The organism is Chryseobacterium pennae (assembly GCF_003385515.1).
GTDB classification, from domain to species: domain Bacteria; phylum Bacteroidota; class Bacteroidia; order Flavobacteriales; family Weeksellaceae; genus Chryseobacterium; species Chryseobacterium pennae.
The window spans coordinates 21372-40071 of sequence record NZ_QNVT01000005.1; the positions used below are offsets into that span (position 1 = coordinate 21372).

Annotated in this window: 20 protein-coding genes and 1 pseudogene; 20 read left to right on the forward strand and 1 reads right to left on the reverse strand. The window is 34.9% G+C overall.

Features of this window, described 5'->3' with window-relative positions; all coding sequences use genetic code 11:
- Positions 1-12: 12 nt before the first annotated feature.
- The 11 genes and pseudogenes from aceA to DRF65_RS29230 all read left to right on the forward strand — a co-directional run.
- Positions 13-1293: an isocitrate lyase gene (gene aceA, locus DRF65_RS06960; protein WP_115970049.1), complete on the forward strand. Its 1281-nt coding sequence runs from the start codon at positions 13-15 to the stop codon at positions 1291-1293.
- 229 nt (positions 1294-1522) lie between these two features.
- A complete protein-coding gene (locus DRF65_RS06965; protein ID WP_115970222.1) occupies positions 1523-2095 on the forward strand; it encodes an OmpH family outer membrane protein in 573 nt (190 codons plus the stop codon).
- Positions 2096-2173: 78 nt separating this feature from the next.
- Positions 2174-2584 (forward strand): acyl-CoA thioesterase, encoded by a 411-nt coding sequence (locus DRF65_RS06970; protein WP_228438565.1) that lies wholly within the window; start codon positions 2174-2176, stop codon positions 2582-2584.
- A gap of 39 nt (positions 2585-2623) precedes the next feature.
- A complete protein-coding gene (locus DRF65_RS06975) occupies positions 2624-3289 on the forward strand; it encodes a DUF6624 domain-containing protein (RefSeq protein ID WP_115970051.1) in 666 nt (221 codons plus the stop codon).
- A gap of 96 nt (positions 3290-3385) precedes the next feature.
- Positions 3386-4828 carry a serine hydrolase gene (locus DRF65_RS06980; RefSeq protein WP_165852186.1) on the forward strand — a complete coding sequence of 481 codons (1443 nt, stop codon included), beginning with the start codon at positions 3386-3388 and terminating at the stop codon, positions 4826-4828.
- A gap of 72 nt (positions 4829-4900) precedes the next feature.
- Positions 4901-5347 carry a 6-pyruvoyl trahydropterin synthase family protein gene (locus DRF65_RS06985; RefSeq protein ID WP_115970053.1) on the forward strand — a complete coding sequence of 149 codons (447 nt, stop codon included), beginning with the start codon at positions 4901-4903 and terminating at the stop codon, positions 5345-5347.
- Positions 5348-5371: 24 nt separating this feature from the next.
- Entirely contained in the window at positions 5372-6142 is a 771-nt protein-coding gene (locus tag DRF65_RS06990) for a UDP-2,3-diacylglucosamine diphosphatase (RefSeq protein WP_115970054.1), read from the forward strand.
- Positions 6143-6336: 194 nt separating this feature from the next.
- On the forward strand, positions 6337-7329 hold the full coding sequence (locus tag DRF65_RS06995; RefSeq protein ID WP_115970055.1) for a LuxE/PaaK family acyltransferase: 993 nt from the start codon (positions 6337-6339) through the stop codon (positions 7327-7329).
- A 52-nt stretch (positions 7330-7381) separates the two neighbouring features.
- Positions 7382-7927 (forward strand): hypothetical protein, encoded by a 546-nt coding sequence (locus DRF65_RS07000; protein WP_115970056.1) that lies wholly within the window; start codon positions 7382-7384, stop codon positions 7925-7927.
- Between the two features lie 156 nt (positions 7928-8083).
- Positions 8084-8752: a hypothetical protein gene (locus DRF65_RS07005; protein ID WP_115970057.1), complete on the forward strand. Its 669-nt coding sequence runs from the start codon at positions 8084-8086 to the stop codon at positions 8750-8752.
- Positions 8753-8879: 127 nt separating this feature from the next.
- A pseudogene (locus tag DRF65_RS29230) lies at positions 8880-9028 on the forward strand (penicillin-binding transpeptidase domain-containing protein); the annotation flags it as partial.
- 180 nt (positions 9029-9208) lie between these two features.
- Here the strand turns inward: DRF65_RS29230 and aqpZ are convergent.
- Positions 9209-9925, reverse strand: a complete 717-nt coding sequence (aqpZ, locus tag DRF65_RS07010) for an aquaporin Z (RefSeq protein WP_115970223.1) — start codon at positions 9923-9925, stop codon at positions 9209-9211.
- A gap of 220 nt (positions 9926-10145) precedes the next feature.
- Between aqpZ and DRF65_RS28400 the strand changes: the two genes are divergently transcribed.
- The 9 genes from DRF65_RS28400 (at position 10146) to DRF65_RS07055 (ending at position 18505) form a co-directional block, all read left to right on the forward strand.
- Entirely contained in the window at positions 10146-10766 is a 621-nt protein-coding gene (locus tag DRF65_RS28400) for a DUF5715 family protein (RefSeq protein ID WP_165852187.1), read from the forward strand.
- A 66-nt stretch (positions 10767-10832) separates the two neighbouring features.
- Positions 10833-11603 (forward strand): hypothetical protein, encoded by a 771-nt coding sequence (locus DRF65_RS07020; RefSeq protein ID WP_228438567.1) that lies wholly within the window; start codon positions 10833-10835, stop codon positions 11601-11603.
- Positions 11604-11619: 16 nt separating this feature from the next.
- Positions 11620-12243 (forward strand): hypothetical protein, encoded by a 624-nt coding sequence (locus tag DRF65_RS07025; RefSeq protein ID WP_115970059.1) that lies wholly within the window; start codon positions 11620-11622, stop codon positions 12241-12243.
- A gap of 95 nt (positions 12244-12338) precedes the next feature.
- The gene (locus tag DRF65_RS07030) at positions 12339-13025 is read left to right on the forward strand and encodes a sensor histidine kinase (protein WP_115970060.1); all 687 of its coding nucleotides are present in this window, start codon (positions 12339-12341) and stop codon (positions 13023-13025) included.
- Positions 12994-13671 carry a response regulator transcription factor gene (locus tag DRF65_RS07035; protein WP_115970061.1) on the forward strand — a complete coding sequence of 226 codons (678 nt, stop codon included), beginning with the start codon at positions 12994-12996 and terminating at the stop codon, positions 13669-13671. The genes DRF65_RS07030 and DRF65_RS07035 overlap by 32 nt, the downstream gene beginning before the upstream one ends.
- 153 nt (positions 13672-13824) lie before the next feature.
- Positions 13825-15168 (forward strand): T6SS phospholipase effector Tle1-like catalytic domain-containing protein, encoded by a 1344-nt coding sequence (locus tag DRF65_RS07040; RefSeq protein ID WP_115970062.1) that lies wholly within the window; start codon positions 13825-13827, stop codon positions 15166-15168.
- A gap of 262 nt (positions 15169-15430) precedes the next feature.
- The gene (locus tag DRF65_RS07045; protein WP_115970063.1) at positions 15431-16162 is read left to right on the forward strand and encodes a hypothetical protein; all 732 of its coding nucleotides are present in this window, start codon (positions 15431-15433) and stop codon (positions 16160-16162) included.
- A 27-nt stretch (positions 16163-16189) separates the two neighbouring features.
- Positions 16190-16438: a hypothetical protein gene (locus DRF65_RS07050; RefSeq protein WP_115970064.1), complete on the forward strand. Its 249-nt coding sequence runs from the start codon at positions 16190-16192 to the stop codon at positions 16436-16438.
- 138 nt (positions 16439-16576) lie between these two features.
- The gene (locus tag DRF65_RS07055; RefSeq protein WP_115970065.1) at positions 16577-18505 is read left to right on the forward strand and encodes an ABC-F family ATP-binding cassette domain-containing protein; all 1929 of its coding nucleotides are present in this window, start codon (positions 16577-16579) and stop codon (positions 18503-18505) included.
- The last annotated feature ends 195 nt before the right edge of the window (positions 18506-18700 follow it).

An 18700-nucleotide genomic window follows, 5' to 3' on the forward strand; every position in this document is an offset into this window, starting at 1 on the left:
AATCCAAATATTATGAAAACAAGACAAGAACAAATCCAGACTCTGGAGCAAGATTGGCTGACAAACCCACGTTGGAAAGGTGTAAAAAGACCATATACAGCAGCAGAAGTTTTAAAACTTCGTGGTTCTTACACAATTGATTATACCATTGCGACAGAAATGTCTAAAAAATTCTGGGAGAAATTAAATACCCAGGATTATGTGGCAGGACTTGGAGCCTTAACGGGTAATCAGGCAGTACAGGAAGTAGATGCAGGACTGGAAGCCATTTACCTTTCAGGGTGGCAGGTAGCTGCAGATGCTAACCTGTCTGGAGAAATGTATCCGGACCAGTCTTTATATCCAGCGAATTCAGTGCCTTCTGTGGTGAAAAAAATTAATAATGCTTTATTAAGAGCAGATCAGGTACAGTCTGTAAGCGGAACCGGAGATAAAGAATATCTTGTGCCCATCATTGCAGATGCTGAAGCAGGTTTCGGTGGAAATCTGAATGCTTTTGAACTGATGAAGCAGATGATTGAGGCTGGAGCTGCCGGTGTACACTTTGAAGATCAGCTTTCTTCTGCAAAGAAATGCGGGCATTTGGGCGGGAAAGTATTGGTTCCTACTCAGGAGGCTATCAATAAATTAATTGCAGCACGTCTGGCAGCTGATGTATTGGGAGTTCCAAGTCTCATCATTGCAAGAACAGATGCCGATGCGGCAGACTTACTGACCTCAGATATTGATGACAGAGATAAAAAATTCGTAACAGGAGAAAGAACTTCTGAAGGTTTTTATGTAGTAAGAAACGGGGTAGAGCAGGGGATAGACCGTGGTTTATCTTATGCGCCTTACGCAGATCTGATCTGGATGGAAACTTCAAACCCGGATTTAGAGCAGGCAAAAAGATTTGCCGATGGAATTCATGCGCAGTTTCCGGGAAAAATGCTAGCTTATAACTGTTCACCTTCTTTCAACTGGGCTGCTAAACTGAGTGTCGAGGAAATGTCTACTTTCCGCGAAGAGTTGGCTAAAATGGGATACAAATTCCAGTTTATTACACTGGCTGGTTTCCATGCGTTGAATACAGCGATGTTTGAATTGGCTTTAGCATATAAAGAAAGAGGGATGGCTGGATATTCAGAATTGCAGGAACGTGAATTTGCTTTACAGGAAAAAGGATTCAGAGCAGTAAAACATCAGTCTTTTGTAGGTACAGGATATTTTGATGAAGTTCAGAATGTTGTTACCAATGGATCCTCTGCTACCGTAGCGATGAAAGATTCTACAGAAACAGCACAGTTTCATTAAATAGTCAGTTTTTTACATTATACATATTTTCGAAGCTCTCCCCAGTTTTTGGGGAGAACTTTATTTTTTATTCAGTTTTTATGAAAAACTCTTTGCAGGATCTGAAGGATTTATAATGATATTGATGACTTAATTAAGTCTAAAAAACAGGATGACAGCAAATGAAAAATTATATTATATTTGGACACGGAAAAAAAAAGTAAATTTTTCGAAAAAAGTATATATTATAATGAAACTAATTAAATTATTTTTTATTGCAGCAGGATTAACTTTAACGGCTAATGCTGTAAATGCTCAACAGAAGATCGGGAATATAAGCACTGATGAGGTTTTTGCTAATTTACCTGATGTAAAAATGGCCAGTGAAACGGTTGATAATCTGACAAAAGTTAAAAAAGCAGAAATTGATAAAGTTATTGCTGAATATCAAACTAAATTAAAAACAGCACAGGATAAAGAGAAGACTTTAACTGAGGCTAATAAGGCTGTTTTAACCAAAGAATTAGAAGCAGCACAAGTGGAATTGGATAATCTGGCTAAAAAGATAGAAGATACAAGAGCACAGGCGGCTAAAGAAATTTCAGCTAAGCAGGCTGAGCTGTACAATCCTTTACAACAGAAAGTAAAAGATGCTGTTGCTGCAGTAGCCAAGGAAAAAGGGCTGAACTATATATTTGACGTTTCAACACGTGGTTCCAACCTTGTTTATACTGAGGGAGGTGAGGATATTACGGATCTGGTAAAAGCAAAACTGGGAGCTTCTGCAACAGCTACAAAGCCGGCAGGAAAAGCTAAAAAATAAATTCAGAATATTGAATATTGTAAAAACGGAATCAGATCAACATCTGGTTCCGTTTTTCTTTAATTTAAAACCATACATTTGAGTAAATATTTCATTGGAATGAATTTAGTCTATGAAAAGCAGATCAGAGTTACAGAAGATCATATAGACCAGAACAACCACGTTAATAATGTTCAGTATGTGCATTGGGTAGAAGAAGTGGCAGCGGAGCATTGGAATCTCTTAAAGCAAAAAACAGAATATGTAAACGATGCGTGGATGCTTCTGGATCATCACATCCGGTACAAAAAGCAGGTGTACCTGAATGATATGATTACAGTAAAAACTTATCCACAAACTCCTGAAGGCGCAAAGCAGCCAAGAAAAGTAGAATTTTATTGTAATAATGAGCTGGTTGTGGATTCTTCTACACTTTGGGTTCTGTTTGATACAGAAGCGAAGAAGATAAAGCGGCTGGAAACTAATTGGCTGGAGAAACTGAAAATTTAGTTGAGAATGTTGGTATTCGAAGTATTATAAATAATTAATATGAAAAAAATATTACTATCATGGGCTGCGATAACTTTTATCAGCTGTAATTCTAATAAAAATATATCTGCTTCCGAACGTGAAAAAATTATTTCCGAATTAAATTATATCGGAAAAATAGATCAGAAATTTGCAGGAATTCCCCCGGCAGATATGACAGAAAAATACGGGAAAAATGTTTGGAAAATATTTGAGGCAAAAAGAGACAGTGTAGGAAAAGATAACCAAAACAGAATTAAAAAGCTTTACTCTCAGTATGGTTATTTAGGTTTTAAACAGGTTGGAAAAGAAAATTCAACACAATTTTGGTTGCCCATTCAGCATGCGGATCATGATATTGAATTTCAGAAAACAATGCTTGTGGCTATGCAAAAAGAAGTCAATAGGAATAATGCTTCTAAAAATGAATATGCATTACTGGAAGATCGAATAGCTGTTAATACTCATCAAAAACAGAGGTTTGGTACACAGGTAACTTATAATAATTTTGAACAGGCTGTTCCTAAAAATGGATTAATAGACAGTGCAAATGTTGAAAAACTGCGTGCTAAATATGATTTGCCTACGCTTAAAGAATACTATAACGGAATGACCGAGAGGCATTTTAAAATGAATGAAAAAGTCTTTTTACAGAGGGGAATTACAGAGCCAAAACTTTATAAATAAAAGATGAAAGCTTTTGCAATGATCAAAAAAATGTTATTCGGTGTAACATAATAAAGCTAGTATTTGTCTTATAAGAAATAAATGAATAGATACACAATGAAACAGACTGTTTTAGCAGCCTTATTTTTTAATATATCCATTTTAGGATTCAGCCAGACGGCAGAACAGTCAAAAATAATTGACAGTTATATAAAAAATGTTATCCAGATTAATGAAATCCCTGGAATGGCTGTAGGAATTGTAAAAGATGATAAAGTAACATTCCAGCAATACTATGGACGTGAAAATCTTGAAAGTGATAAAAAAGTGGATTCCAAGTCCATGTTCAGAGTTTACTCTACTACAAAATTAATTGCTAATGTTGGGCTTTTTAAACTTGTTGAAGAAGGAAAACTGTCGGTGGATGATAAGATTTCAAAATATATAGAGAATTTACCAAAAGACTGGCAAAACATACAGGTGAAAAACCTTCTTTCCCATTCTTCAGGATTAACGGATATGGCTGATATTAAAGATTTTGCCGAGAAAGCAACGCATAATGAAGTCATTGATCGCCTGTCAAAAGAAAAAATAGAGTTTGAAGCCGGAGATCATTACCGGTATAATCAGACCAATTATCTTTTGATTATGATGATCATTGAAGAAATAACAGGCAAAACCTTTGAAGAATATATTCTGGAAAATCAATTCTCTGATTCCAGAAACCAGGTCGTGTTCTCTTCCAACTCAGTTGAAAAAATTCCTAATAGAGTAAGGAAGTATAATTATAATCCGGAAAAAAGACAGTATGAGAAATTGATGACTATTGATGGAGTGAGATCTCATTCAGCAAATGGTTTGGCGATTACGCTTCCTGCTTTTCTACAGTGGAGTATCCATTTCAGCAAAAACGATTTTCTAAAACCGGAAACAAAAAAGATGATGTGGAAACCGTTTAATTATAAAAATAATGACTGGGAATTCGCGCATGGCTGGGAAATTACAGACTCTAATAATATAAGATCATACGGTTTTTCCGGTGGAAATGTAAGTGCATACAGCATCTTCCCGGATAATAATATGGCGATTGTTGTGATGTATAACGGAAATAAAGGATTTCCTGTGATGTATCAGATGGTGAATCATATTGCGGGAATTATAGATAAAAAACTGATGAATCCTTATATGCTGGCTGAAGAAATCACGATTGCAGAACCTTTTGCTCATCCAAATCTGAAGAAGGAAGTATATGGATATAGGATAGAAAATGATAAAGTGATTTTTTCCTATCAATATCCTGAAAATTCAAATACAGAATTTATTAAGAATGTTTCTGTAGCAGGTGCATTTAATAGCTGGAATATGAATGATGTATCTTATCAGCTGACTCTAAAAAAGAATAATGTCTTTGAGGTTGCAGTACCCAAATCCCAGTTCGAAAAAGGAAAAACTTATGGTTTTAAGTTTGTGATGAATAAAAGCGGATGGCTCACCATTCCTTACAATACAGCTAATACAGACGGAACTCCGGATAATAATTTCGCCCTGAAAATTGATTAGAACTTTATTTGAAAATCATTGTAATAGAGACAGTCTTTTCTTTGTTAAGTGGTTTTGTCATATCTTTGCAATATGATACGTATTACAAAAATTTTTACATTCGAAACAGCCCACGTACTGTACAACTACGATGGGAAATGTAAAAATATGCATGGACATTCCTATAAGCTGTTTGTAACAGTGAAAGGAAAACCGATTAATGACATTGAAAACCCTAAAAACGGGATGGTAGTTGATTTCGGAGATATCAAAAGTATCGTAAAATCTGAGATCGTAGACGTTTGGGATCATTCAGTGCTTTTAAATGCCTTGACTCCCCATAAAGAATTGGGAGATGATCTTGAACAGAAAGGACACAAGGTAATCTATTGCAGTTTCCAGCCAACCTGTGAAAATATGCTCTATGCTATCGCAGCTAAAATAAAATCAAGACTTCCTGAAGGAATTTCTCTGGCTTATCTTAAACTTCATGAGACTGAAAACTCTTATGGAGAATGGTTTGCAGAAGACAATCAATAAATATTATCCCATAAAGTTCAGACGGTGTTAAAAACAACAATTAATTTAGAACCTGGAAAAAAAGTATACTTTGCTTCAGATCAGCATTTCGGTGCCCCTACTCCTAAAGAAAGTAAGGTTCGTGAAGAAAGGTTTATACGATGGATGGATCAGATCAAGGAAGATGCACAGGTTTTATTTTTAATGGGTGATCTTTTTGACTTCTGGCATGAATGGAAACATGTGGTACCTAAAGGATACATCCGTGTTTTAGGGAAAATTGCAGAACTGAAAGACAGAGGAATCCATATTTATTTCTTTGTAGGAAACCATGATCTTTGGATGAAAGATTATCTTGAAGAAGAGATCGGATGTACGGTTTTTTACCAGAAACAATATTTTGAAATGGGTGGAAAACAGTTTTTGCTGGCCCATGGAGATGGATTGGGGCCTGGTGATAAAGGTTATAAGAGAATGAAAAAACTTTTTACCAATCCGGTGGCACAATGGTTTTTTAAATGGCTTCATCCCGATATTGCCATGAAAGTGGCATTGTATCTTTCTCAGAAGAATAAAATGATCTCAGGAGAAGAAGACAAAGCATTCTTAGGGGAGGATAAAGAATTTTTAATTATCTATTCTAAGGAGAAGCTGAAGACAGAGAATATAGATTATTTCGTATATGGACATCGCCATCTTCCCATGGTATTGGATTTGGGGAAAAACTCAAAATATATCAATCTGGGAGACTGGATTTCCTATTTTACCTATGGCGTTTTTGAAAAAGACATTGAATTGAAGACTTTTGAAAAATAAAACAAAAAAATTACCCCTAAAAAGAGGTAATTTGAGAATGAGTGGGGGACTCATTCTGTTTTTAATCCATATTCCGATTAAGTAATTGCAAGAAGTTTACCAAAGTCAGATTCATATATTAAAAAAACATTAAATAAAAATATTTTATCAAGATAATTGCTTTATACAGAGGTAATAAGAAGATCGAAAAAATTATGGAGCCGAAGAATATATTCAACATACAGACCGAGCAGGATTTCCTGAATGTAACATTGAAAACATTTCGTTATCAGTATGAAAATGTTGAGATATATAAGAAGTTTGTAGATTTTTTAAATATCAATCCTGATGAGGTTGACGATCTGTCTAAAATTCCTTTTCTACCGATTGAAATGTTTAAAAATCATCAGATTCTTGATAAAAATGTGAGTACAGATCTCTTTTTTCAAAGTTCCGGAACCACGCAGATGAATCTTTCAAAACACTTCATAGCCAATACAGGTTTGTATGAAGAAAGTATTTATAAAAGCTTTGATCAGTTTATTGGAAAACCTGAAGACTTTATTTTCCTTGGGCTGCTTCCAAGTTATCTGGAAAAACAGAATTCATCCCTAATTTACATGGTGGATTATCTGATGAAAAAATCTGACAAGTCAGAAAACGGTTATTTCCTTTACAATCATTCCGATCTTTTTGATCTTTTAAATCAGTTGCGTGATAAAAAAGTAATTCTTTTCGGGGTTTCTTTTGCCCTGTTAGATTTCTTAGATTACTGCCATTCCGAGCGAAGCGGGGAATCTATAAATGTTCTTGAAAACCTAATCGTTATCGAAACCGGAGGAATGAAAGGGCGAAAAGAAGAAATGACGAAAGATGAGCTTTTGAAAATATTGCAGGAGGGCTTTAAAACCGATACGATTTATTCAGAATATTCAATGACAGAATTGCTATCCCAGGCTTATTCTCTTGGAAATAATGAATATCAATGTCCCAATTGGATGCGGATTAAGATCAGAAACGCAGAAGATCCTTTCTCTTACGAAAAAGAAGGAAGAACAGGAGCGATCAATATCATTGATTTAGCCAATATCCATTCCTGTGCCTTTATTGCAACTCAGGATCTGGGTAAAATAACAGGTGATAAATTTCAGGTGCTGGGAAGAATAGATCACTCTGACATCAGGGGTTGCAGCCTGTTGGTTAGTTAACAAAGAACATTCTTTGTATGAGGTTTCAGGTCTCCGGTCTAAATTCTAAATTATGCTTAAAATAGAAGAACTTGTTCACGCATACATCCATACCCACTGCGATTTTGAAAAAGAACTCGTCTTGACGAATTATTTTCAGGCGGATTGGGAGGCCGATATTCTTATTGTTGATGCAGAAGGAATAAGTCATGAAATAGAGATCAAACTTTCAAAAAGCGATTTTAAAAATGATTTTAAAAAATCATATATCAATAAAGATACCGGAGAAAAATTTCTTAAACACGATAAAATTTCCTGTGGAGATTATGTATGCAACGCTTTCAGTTTCTTATTGCCGATGGGAATGGTAGACTCCAGTCTTATTCCTGAGCATTGTGGAATTATTGAGTTTTATCATAATGAAGATACCTGGAATACGGAATTCTATCTTATCCGTCCTCCAAAAAGACTTCACGAAGATTCTTACTGGAAACTTAATGATAAAGATCTTTTTATTAGAAAAATAGCTTTAAACTTACTTCAGCGTAAAATGGAAATCAAAGGAAAACAGGAAGAACTCATTTTTAAAAATCCTTTTGATCTTAAAAAAAGAAAATAGAGGTCCTGTCGGAAAGACAGGATTTTTTGTTGCTCTCTTTTTGTATATTAGCAGGATAACGATGCTATTTAAGAGTTAGATATAAATCATATTGTCCGTAAATAGTTATTGTTTTATATAATTTTCATTGAGATGATTTACTATTGAAAAAGGAATATGGAAGATATTATTTGTCCTTACCCTTGGGATTGTGGAAAAACAATTGAACCCAAGAAGCTAAGCAAACATGATTATGATTTTCTAAGCTCAGCATCCGAAAAAAAAATGATTTTTATGATCATACATTGCCCGGAGTGCTCAAGAGAGTTTAAGTTTAATACAGTACAATGGAAATCAGATAAGTTTGGGTATTCTGATCCCAATATCACTATTGAAAAAAAAGGAAAAACAATAAAACAACTGACAGCTATTCTGGATAGAGCAAAAGTTGATATCCCATTAGCCTATTTTGATTACTTGATCAGTGGTGAATTCGATTCTCAAATTTCAATCTTTTCAAATGAAGAGAACTTTAATCTGTATGATCTTAACCAGCTTTGTGAAAAAATAAATGTAGACGGAACGTCTTATCTTACCATTAGCCAATTAAAAGGGTTTGTACATTCATTATTGGAGATTACTGATAGAATCTCTCCAAAAGGACAAGATTTGAACTATAAAGATATTTCGAATTGCTTAACAATCGGTTCAGAAAATACAAAGCTCTTATGTATTGATTACCGAGATCAAAATTCTTTATGGATTTTTCATCCTGATGGTGGGGATATTGAACGTATATCAGTAACATTAGAAAATATTATTAAGAGGCAGAATCTCAATAAATAATAACTTTTTAAGGTGTCTTTATTTACATAGTCTTTTATTTTTAGAACTTATATTAATACCATGAGAGTAGGACAAATTATTCAATTGATTAGTATCGTTGGATTCAGTAAATAAAGATTTTAATCACTTTACTATTAGATCAAAGACAGGCCGGACAAGAGATAATGGAATAAGCACTGGCTTGTAGAAAATAGGGATGGAACTTATTTTTTTGCAACCAGACTCCTGCAGAATAGAAAGGTAAACAGCTCAAATTTTGGTGCCTGTAGAAAATAAATTACAAAAGCAGCCTTTAAGGATCTGGGTATTCTAAAATAAAATTGTATATCAGTTTTCTACCTAATATTGGAATTTTATATTGATTATTATAAATTTCCGACTTTACAATTGTTATAAAAAAAATAAACTATCTCGATCGAGATAGTTTATTTTGATTAAAATTTATCTTTAATTTAATTAATCCGTTACTTCCTCAGAATCTCTCTGAAGTAAGAATTTGTAGATCAATCCACCTACAATTCCACCAAGAATAGGAGCTACCCAGAACAACCAAAGTTGTGACATAGCCAATCCGCCTGTGAAAACTGCCTGCGAAAGGGATCTTGCAGGGTTTACAGAAGTATTCGTAATAGGGATAGAGATCAGGTGGATCAAAGTAAGGGCAAGTCCAATCGCAATACCGGCAAATTTACCATTAGCCCATTTATCTGTAGCACCCATAATCACGATAAGGAAAAAGGCAGTTAATAAAAACTCCGCCAGAAATGCAGCACCCATACTGAATGCTTTCCCGTTGTAGACTGCTTCCCCATAGAAATTGGTAGCAAAATCTCCAGGTGCTGAGAAATCTACAACCCCGGCTCCGTTAAGAATCGTGTATAGACATCCTGCAGCTACAATAGCACCAAGACACTGCGCTACAATATAAGGGATAAGGTCTTTAGCAGAGAATCTACCCCCAGCTAAAAGCCCGAAAGAAACTGCAGGATTGAAGTGACCGCCGGAAATATGACCTACAGCATATGCCATTGTAAGAACAGTAAGACCGAAGGCTAGCGCAACTCCTAAAAGTCCGATCCCGATATCAGGAACACCCGCTGCAAAAACAGCGCTCCCGCAACCTCCGAAAACAAGCCAAAATGTGCCGAAAAATTCAGCAAAAAGTTTTTTTATCATGTTGTTTATTTTAAAAATGTAACTCAAATGTAGAATTTATATCTTAAAGTAAAAAGTTAAAACTGAAAAAATATTTCAAAATTAAAGGAATAAATATTATAAATTAAACAAATTGGTTTAATGTTTGTTTGGGATTTGTCGGAATACGATTATAGCTGCTGATGAAAGAGCTAACATAATCGTTTTATTGTTCGGTACTAATTTAAAGTGGTGGTTAATGAGAAAGTTTCTTTGTGTGGTCTTTGTACCTTTTATGTATAGTTTACATTATTCGCAGGCAGTAAAAAAAACGCTTCCCTGTTATGATCTTACAACTGTTTTAAAGGTGGAACCTACAGCACTTTATAAATCCCATCTGGATGCCTCCAAAAGTTTTGGAGTACATTTATTGAAAGACTCCAAAACCATACAGAAATATATCAGCAAAGGAAAGTTTCATAAAATAAAGAAATCCGGAAAAGGATACCAGATTCAGAGGCTTGATTATAGCAGAGCTTATATGGTTTCTAAAGGAAAGACTACGTTGGAAAATATTGGGTCTAAATTTAGTAAGGCAACAAAAGGGGGAACCTTTACGGTTTCATCTATTACCAGAACATTGGAAGATCAATGCAGGCTGAGAAGGGTGAATTCCAATGCTTCACTGGGAATAAGTTCTCACAACTATGGCAACTCCTTCGATATTTCTTATGTAAGGTTCAATAATGTTCTCAAAAATAACCCTAAAATGGAAGTTGCTTTGGAGAAAGTTTTAAAGCATTATGCTGATGCTGGTAGAATTTATTACATAAAAGAAAGACAGCAAAGTTGTTATCATATTACAGTGCGGAATTATTAATTAAATTCCTACTTGCACAGCATGTTTAGTTTGTATAATTTTATACAACTAAAAACCACCATGCTTATGACAACATTAAACATCGTAGATTATTTACTTCCTGTAGAAGAATGCAAAATTGCTGCAGATGAATGGAGTTTTTGCCGTTCTAATTTCTTAAAAATAAAGGATCTTATTCCTACCACGTATGTCTTTACTATTTCTGATGCTCCGCTCGAGTGGATGAAAAGCTATAAGGACTATCCTGAATTCTGTGCCACAATGGGAATATGGAAAGACCAGTTGATTCTGATCTTTTATCCTATGAATGAAAAAGGAGACAGAATAGATCAGAAAGAATATCCCTATTGTGCTCTTGCCGAGCTGACTAGTGATGTGAAGCTACAGGAGATACAAGAGTATACCATTGTTAAAAATACGATCCTTTCCAAAGGGCTTGAAAAAATAGAGAAAAATGCAAATATGGCTTTTCCTATATCCGATAAACCTATTCTTGAGCAGGATATAGCTATTGAAGCCATTGAAAGCTGGAGAGAATCCGGAATGGATTGGTTTTACAAAGAGTGTAACGAATCTCAAGGAATGGGAATATTTAAAAGGTTTTATGTTCCTACAGCAGATTTATGCCTTTCGGATGAAGGGTTGATGGAAATGAAATGTTCTTTCGGACTTAAATATAATGATGTGTACGGAAAAATGTTGGTAACACTTATTTTTATCTCTTTCCATGAGAATCTACAAAATGCACAACGTGCAGAAAAAATATCTAATACCTATGACTGGGCAAAACCATGTCCGCCTATATGCCGTATACCGGGAATGGAAGGTGAATTTTAAAATAATAATTTAAGGAATGGCAGATCTTTATAAGACGATTTTATTCCTAAACTATGGATTGCTTCTTGCCGTTATAGTGTTGGGAGCTGCTAAATACCGTATATTAAATTATAAAGAAAGGCAGTATTTTTATTGTATTGCTTTTCTTTTTTTTATTGAACTGTTGAATCTTGTTTTGCCTTATATTTTCAGGCTCAATGATACCTCATTTCTTTATCCGTTCTATATTGGCGGAGAATTCTTTTTACTGACGGGCTTGTTTATCAGAAAACTGGATTGGCCCAAATACCTCTTGGGATTGAGTGCTGCGATTGCAGTTGGTTTTATGATCTCAAAATACGGTTTTGATTATCCTGCCAATGCAGATATAGCAAAGGTAGTTTCCAATATCATGATCATCTGTCTTTCGGGAATAGCCTTGATTAATGAGATTAAAAAGACTTCAGATCAGAATCGGTTTCTTTGGGTAGATGCCAGTATTTTTTTCTATTACTCTGTTTCAGTATTTATTTTTATCATCCAGCATCAGATTGCTAATCTTTCAGAAAACAATTATTATATTCTTTTCAGTGCCAATAATATCTTTTCAAGTATTTTATACTGTTCACTTATATATACCTTTATCCGATTAAAGAAGTAACCTTAAATATCAACCTTTTGATCCTTATAGTTGTTACCATAGCAGTTATAGTATCCTTTATTATGCTTGCCTACAGAGCTTTTATAAGCAGGATTATGAAGGAAAAAAATGTACAGCATGAAGCAGAAGTTCTTCATCAGAAAAAACTGGCATTGGAAAACATCAAAGCTCAGGAAGAAGAAAGGAAAAGAATGGCTGTGATGATTCATGATGATATAGGAAACAGGCTCAATATTCTTTCTTTATGGCTTAATAATCTTGATACCAAGGGCGATGAGCTGATCAAAAAAAATATCCACAGCCAGATGTCTTCGCTGATTGATGCAGCCAGAAGCATTTCCCATTCATTATATCCGGTGAATCTTGAATCGGTGGGACTCGTATTGTATGCGGAAGAACTCATTGCGAATCTTTCCCATAAAATTAATATTTCCTTACAGGTAATGCCCGGATATGAAAAGAAAGATCTCTTTGTGGAAGTACAGCTGTACCGGATTATTCAGGAATTTACCACCAATGTAATCAAGCATTCTAATGCCACAGACCTGTGGATTTATATAAAAGATTATCCGCAAAATATGGCTGTCATTATTTCAGATAACGGACAGGGTTTCGAGTATGAAGAGGTGAAAAAAGGGATGGGAATCAAAAATATTGAATCCAGAATCAAATCGATGAATGCCGTTCACAAATGGAAAAAATCTTTTTTAAATAAAGGAAGTCGTTTAATCATTAAAATTCCGAAACATTATGAGTTCCCAAATCAAAATAGCATTGATTGATGATGAACAGCTAATCCTTGAAGGGGTGAAAATGCTGCTGTCCAATGAGAAAAATATATCTGTATGCCTTACTGCAGATAACGGACCCGATTTTATAGAGTCTCTGGGAAATCTCTCAGAAAAAGAATTTCCTGATATTGCACTCGTAGATGTCCAGATGAAGCCCATGAATGGTTTTGAGCTGGTAGAAATTCTTAAAGACAGGTATCCGGATCTTAAAGTCATCATCCTTTCTTCTCATTATAAAACATCTATACTAGGATATATGGTGAAACTGGGCGTTTCTGCTTTTCTTCCTAAAAACTCGGATAAGAAAACATTTATTGACGCGATTACTATGGTAGATAAAAATGGAGTTTTCTTTACAGCTGAAGATCATCAGATGTTATTTACCTATATGAATAGTTCAGCTAAGAAAAATTCACTCTTTGAAACCGAGGATGAGCTTTCTGAAAGAGAAAAAGATGTGGTAAAGCTCATTTGTCAGGAATTTACCAACAATGAAATAGGAGAAAAACTTTTTATAAGTCCCAGAACCGTTGAAAGTCACAGGCAGCGTATTCTGGAAAAAATAGGCGCTAAAAACACTGTGGGAATAGTCATTTATGCCATTGTCAACAATATTTACTCACTCGAAAAAATTTGATTAGATTCCGTAGAAATACGGAATTTTTTATTTGGTACTTTTCACTCTAGCCAGACTGCTCTTTCTTCCGTTATTTTGAAATGTCTCTTTTAGGGATTTTAAATAAAAACATAAATGTACAGAGAAGATCTGTAATAAAAAATTAACAAAAGAATGAATGGCAGTAGAGTGATTTCCGTCGGAATTTTCTTTGACGGTACGGGAAATAATGGAGTAAATGCACTTTCATCAGATAAACCACTGAATAACAATGAAAGCTATCATGGTGCATTCACCAATATCTATAAATTATACAAACTATTTATCGGTAACGAAAAAATATATATTGAAGGAATAGGAACAGTTTCAGGTGGGGAAGACAGTAATTTCGCCATGACAACATGTGCCAATCCACCTTATGGAAAAGGATATTCTTCAGATGATAAGCTTCAGAAAGCAGAAAAATTTGTACAAAGGATTATTCATGATGAAGACTGTGAGTATCACTTTTACTTATATGGCTTCGGAAGAGGGGCAATGCTGGCCAGAACCTTTTGTCACTGGCTTTTCTCAAACTATTCTTTTGCTAAGATGAAAGTGAAATTTTTGGGCGCTTTTGATACTGTAGAATCGAAACCATTTAATACCTACGATCTGAGTATTCCTCATCAGGTGGAAAATGTATTTCATATCTGCGCACTCAATGAATGCAGATTCTTTTTTCCACTGACTGGTTTTTTTGAAAACTCAAAAATGATGCAGGATTACCAGTTTCGGAATCATATTTCTGTTTGGAAAGAAATTTTTGTTCCGGGAGCTCATGCTGATATTGGAGGAGGCTATCTGGAAGGACCGCAATCGGTTTATATTTCTACAGATTTTGCTAATACGGATGATCTGAAAAATTATGTTCAAAACATCAGAAACACAAAAACAGATACCGAAGGAAATAAAATCTGGGATGCTTTACTTTCCGGATTTGGAGTGGAAAAAAAAGATGCTTTTGCTAAAGCCTACATGAGTAGAGATAAAGTTTACAATGAACTTTCAAAATTATATGGAAAACTCATGCTGCAGGAAACCAATAGAATATCGCAGGTGTTTATCTCAGGAAAAGATTTGGAGACAGATTATAACAGGCATCCTTTATTACAAAACTTATATGAAAAAATGAAAGTTTATGTACAAGATCTTTCCATAGATAAAAAACCAATATACAATTACGGTAAATTGGCTGATTATATCCATATTGCTGCCAATTTCGGGCTCTATCAAGACGGTTTATCGAAACGGTCCGAATATGAAGTAAATGTTGAACTTCTCAACAACGGAATGAGTGTTTCAAGCAGTACAATTGTAGATCAGAAAAGTCATGCAAGACTTTCTGCTGAGCTTCACCTTCCTGAAGATAGCTTTGTAGCCGATTTTCTTTATGGAACCAGTGTTCCTAATAATGATATCTGGACCCGTTCAATTATCAAAACTCCGGCAACAAGGCTGGATAAAATAGATAATTAATGTCAGTCCTTTTTTAGTTTTAAATTTTAGGTTAGGGAGCGTCATTTCAGATGTTCCCTTTTATTTTATAATATGTCTTTTTGAATTCAATGGGTATAATTACTGAACTGTAAATTTGGTACATTATACTGTAGTTTTTGGATTCTCATTCCCGTTAATTTGAAATTGTTCATTTCAATAGGCTTTACAATGGAAATATGAACAAAGGCGTATTCTGAAAAGCCTGATATCAAAAAGAGTAAGAACACCAAAAATTAAAACAATGGAAAAGACACTCATGCAAAAAGCAACAATATTTTCAACCGAGTTTGATTTTACCTCTGGGGAACAAAAAGAAATCTTGCACTATCTACAGGTTAATAATTACAGACTATTAGGATATAAAGGAGCATCTGGGCCCAACCAAGTTTCTTCAGGAGTACCTACTTGGTTTTCTATGCCTTATGTTAATATGTTTGGACGATTTGAAATTTACTATGAACCCAGATACAAAGTATATGTTTTTAATAAAGGAGATATTACGATCAATACAACGATTACAATGCATGCATTATCGGATGAAGTTTCTTTGGGAACAAAGGTCGTGTTTAATACGGATGGTTCTTTTCATTCAGATTCAGTTGGTTCCGAAGAAGTAATTACTGTTTATAATAGCAGACCTGCAGGCACATCACCTATAACAATAGGGCTGGCTGTAAAAGTAAATGGACAGTTTTTACCTTTCTGCGCCTTTACGTGTGCCGCACAAGGAACTGTAAGTATACAGCCTGACGCAAAAATAGCTCTATTTGCAGCACAATCAAATATGACCTCAGGATCAGTTGCTGATCATATCATTAATCCAGGTTGTAGTTTTATGTGGAATGCTAAAAATACTATGTTTGATTTACAGATGATCCCAGAAACTTACGGGATTGAAAATGTGCCTGGGAGATTATCCGTAGAGCCTGTATCCCCTGGGTCATCATTACTACAACTTTTCAATATTTTTTAAAATTATTATCAGATAAAATAGAATGAGATGACAGTTTCAGAATGGCTTGATAAAGCTAAACAGCTTTTAAATATTTGTAATTACGAGATTAGTGTTAGAAACGGGAATAAAATAATGATAAATACCCATATGATGACATTAACAGAATTGGAAGATGAAATACATTATCGCCACGGAATTGCTCCGGTTAGTTATAAGGAAGCTTCAGATATCCTTAGCAATATGATTGGATTGGTACTGTCAGGACAGAAAACACCGCCACTTATTCCGGGATAAATCTTGTTCAGAAATCAATTTATGATAAAGCAAAAGCTGCCTGTTTAGGGCAGCTTTTTTTTATTTCTGGGCTATTCATTTCTTTTTCCGTATTTTTGCCCCCGAAAATTCATTATTCATTACTAATTATCAATTAAAATGCTTTCGGTTCAAAGTTTAGGATTACATCATTCAGGAAATTATTTATTTCAAAACGTAAATTTCACCATTAAAAAGGATGATAAAGTAGGGCTCGTAGGAAAAAATGGAGCAGGGAAATCTACTTTATTGAAAATGCTGTCCAAAGAAATTAATTTCTACGAAGGAGAAGTTGTAACAGAAGGAAGCATTACCATTGGTTTCCTGAAGCAAGATCTTGATTTCGTAAAAGGAAGAACAGTTTGGGATGAAACAATGCAGGCTTTCGAGCAAATCAATGCTTGGAAAAATGAGCTTGAAGAGGTTAATCACCAAATGGCTACAAGAACAGACTACGAAAGTGATTCTTACACGGATTTGATTAATAAAATGACCGAGTTGAATGACCTTTTAATGAACCATGATGCCTACAATCTTGAAGGTGATATGGAAAAAGTGTTGTTTGGTTTAGGATTTAGAGCCGATGATTTCCAAAAAATCACTGATGAATTTTCCGGAGGATGGAGAATGAGAATTGAATTGGCAAAACTGCTGCTTCAAAAGAATGACATCATGCTTCTCGATGAGCCTACCAACCACCTGGATATGGAATCCATCATCTGGCTGGAAAACTTCTTAAAAGATTATCCGGGAGCAATTGTTCTGGTAAGTCACGATAAGCAGTTCATGACCGCTGTTTGTAACCGTACTTTTGATATCAACAATAAGAAGGTTGATGATTATAAAGCCAACTATACCAAATATCTTGTGATGCGTGAAGACCGCCGTGAAAAACTGATTCAGGCTAAAAAGAATCAGGATGCGGAGATCAAACAAATGGAAGATAATATTAATAAGTTCCGTGCAAGTGCTACCAAAGCATCTTTCGCTCAGTCGCTTATTAAGAAACTGGATAAAATAGAACGTATTGAAGTTGATAATGAAGACGTTTCAAAATTCAATATCCGTTTCGTACAGTCTATGGTTCCTGGAAAAGTGATTTTCGAAGCAGAAACCCTTGGAAAAGCTTATGGTCAGAAACAGATTTTTGACGATGTAGATTTTATCGTTCAGAGAGGAGACAGAATTGCACTATTAGGGCAAAACGGACAGGGAAAAACAACATTAGCTAAAATTTTAGCAGGAGATATTAAAGATTATTCAGGAGTCTGGAACCTTGGGCACAATGTAAACATCGGATACTTTGCTCAGAATCAGGAAGAGGTTTTAACACCGAACAAAACGGTTCTTGAAGAAGCAGAAGATGCTGCTACAGAAGAAACCAGACCAAGAGTAAGAGACTTGTTAGGATCTTTCCTGTTCCAGGGAGATGCCGTTTCCAAGAAAACAAAAGTACTTTCCGGAGGGGAAAGAAACCGTCTGGCACTTTGTAAACTGTTGCTTCGTCCTTTCAATACGTTGATTATGGATGAACCTACCAACCACTTGGATATTCAGTCTAAGGAAATCATTAAGCTGGCTTTACAGAATTTTGAAGGTACATTGATCGTAATTTCTCACGACAGGGAATTCCTTCAGGGACTTTGTGATAAAATCTATGAATTCCGTGACGGAAAGATGAAAGAATTCCTTGGGGATATCAATGAATATCTTGAGTACAGGCAAAAGGAAACCATCAGAGAGATTTCTGCAGAAAAAGCAAAACTTCATAGTGATGTGAAGGAAGAACCTAAGAAAGTGGAAGAAAAACCTGTTGTTAGCAACAGCCAGGCATCTAATATTGTCAGCAAAGAACAAAAAAATATTCAGAATAAAATCAAAAAGGTAGAAGAAAAAATTTCTGAGCTTGAAGCTAAAGTAGAGGAAATGGAAGCTTCTTTCGCTAAAGAAAACCCATCAGATGAAACTTTAGAAAAATACAATAAAGCTAAAGAAGAGCTGGATAACGCTCTGCAGGAATGGGAATATTTAGGAACCCAACTTGATTAATATAAAGGACTAAGGTTCGGGGCTCGGGATATGAGTCCCGAATTTTTTTATCTGATGTTTTGATGTGGTTAAAGCTGACCCCATAATTACCCATCTATATCTTAGAGTATTGATTATATATCAATTAAATATACGCTAAGATAGCTTATGATTTAAATATGTATATTATCTAAACGCAGAGATTAGCAAAGATAT

Coding starts and splice junctions, on each gene's coding strand:
- DRF65_RS07055 (WP_115970065.1), top strand. CDS start 16,577: ATGCTTTCGGTTCAAAGTTTAGGATTACATCATTCAGGAAATTATTTA.
- DRF65_RS06980 (WP_165852186.1), top strand. CDS start 3,386: ATGAAACAGACTGTTTTAGCAGCCTTATTTTTTAATATATCCATTTTA.
- DRF65_RS07035 (WP_115970061.1), top strand. CDS start 12,994: ATGAGTTCCCAAATCAAAATAGCATTGATTGATGATGAACAGCTAATC.
- DRF65_RS06965 (WP_115970222.1), top strand. CDS start 1,523: ATGAAACTAATTAAATTATTTTTTATTGCAGCAGGATTAACTTTAACG.
- DRF65_RS07050 (WP_115970064.1), top strand. CDS start 16,190: ATGACAGTTTCAGAATGGCTTGATAAAGCTAAACAGCTTTTAAATATT.
- DRF65_RS28400 (WP_165852187.1), top strand. CDS start 10,146: ATGAGAAAGTTTCTTTGTGTGGTCTTTGTACCTTTTATGTATAGTTTA.
- DRF65_RS07045 (WP_115970063.1), top strand. CDS start 15,431: ATGGAAAAGACACTCATGCAAAAAGCAACAATATTTTCAACCGAGTTT.
- DRF65_RS06985 (WP_115970053.1), top strand. CDS start 4,901: ATGATACGTATTACAAAAATTTTTACATTCGAAACAGCCCACGTACTG.
- aceA (WP_115970049.1), top strand. CDS start 13: ATGAAAACAAGACAAGAACAAATCCAGACTCTGGAGCAAGATTGGCTG.
- DRF65_RS07040 (WP_115970062.1), top strand. CDS start 13,825: ATGAATGGCAGTAGAGTGATTTCCGTCGGAATTTTCTTTGACGGTACG.
- DRF65_RS07020 (WP_228438567.1), top strand. CDS start 10,833: ATGACAACATTAAACATCGTAGATTATTTACTTCCTGTAGAAGAATGC.
- DRF65_RS07000 (WP_115970056.1), top strand. CDS start 7,382: ATGCTTAAAATAGAAGAACTTGTTCACGCATACATCCATACCCACTGC.
- DRF65_RS07030 (WP_115970060.1), top strand. CDS start 12,339: ATGAAGGAAAAAAATGTACAGCATGAAGCAGAAGTTCTTCATCAGAAA.
- DRF65_RS07005 (WP_115970057.1), top strand. CDS start 8,084: ATGGAAGATATTATTTGTCCTTACCCTTGGGATTGTGGAAAAACAATT.
- DRF65_RS07025 (WP_115970059.1), top strand. CDS start 11,620: ATGGCAGATCTTTATAAGACGATTTTATTCCTAAACTATGGATTGCTT.
- DRF65_RS06975 (WP_115970051.1), top strand. CDS start 2,624: ATGAAAAAAATATTACTATCATGGGCTGCGATAACTTTTATCAGCTGT.
- DRF65_RS06995 (WP_115970055.1), top strand. CDS start 6,337: ATGGAGCCGAAGAATATATTCAACATACAGACCGAGCAGGATTTCCTG.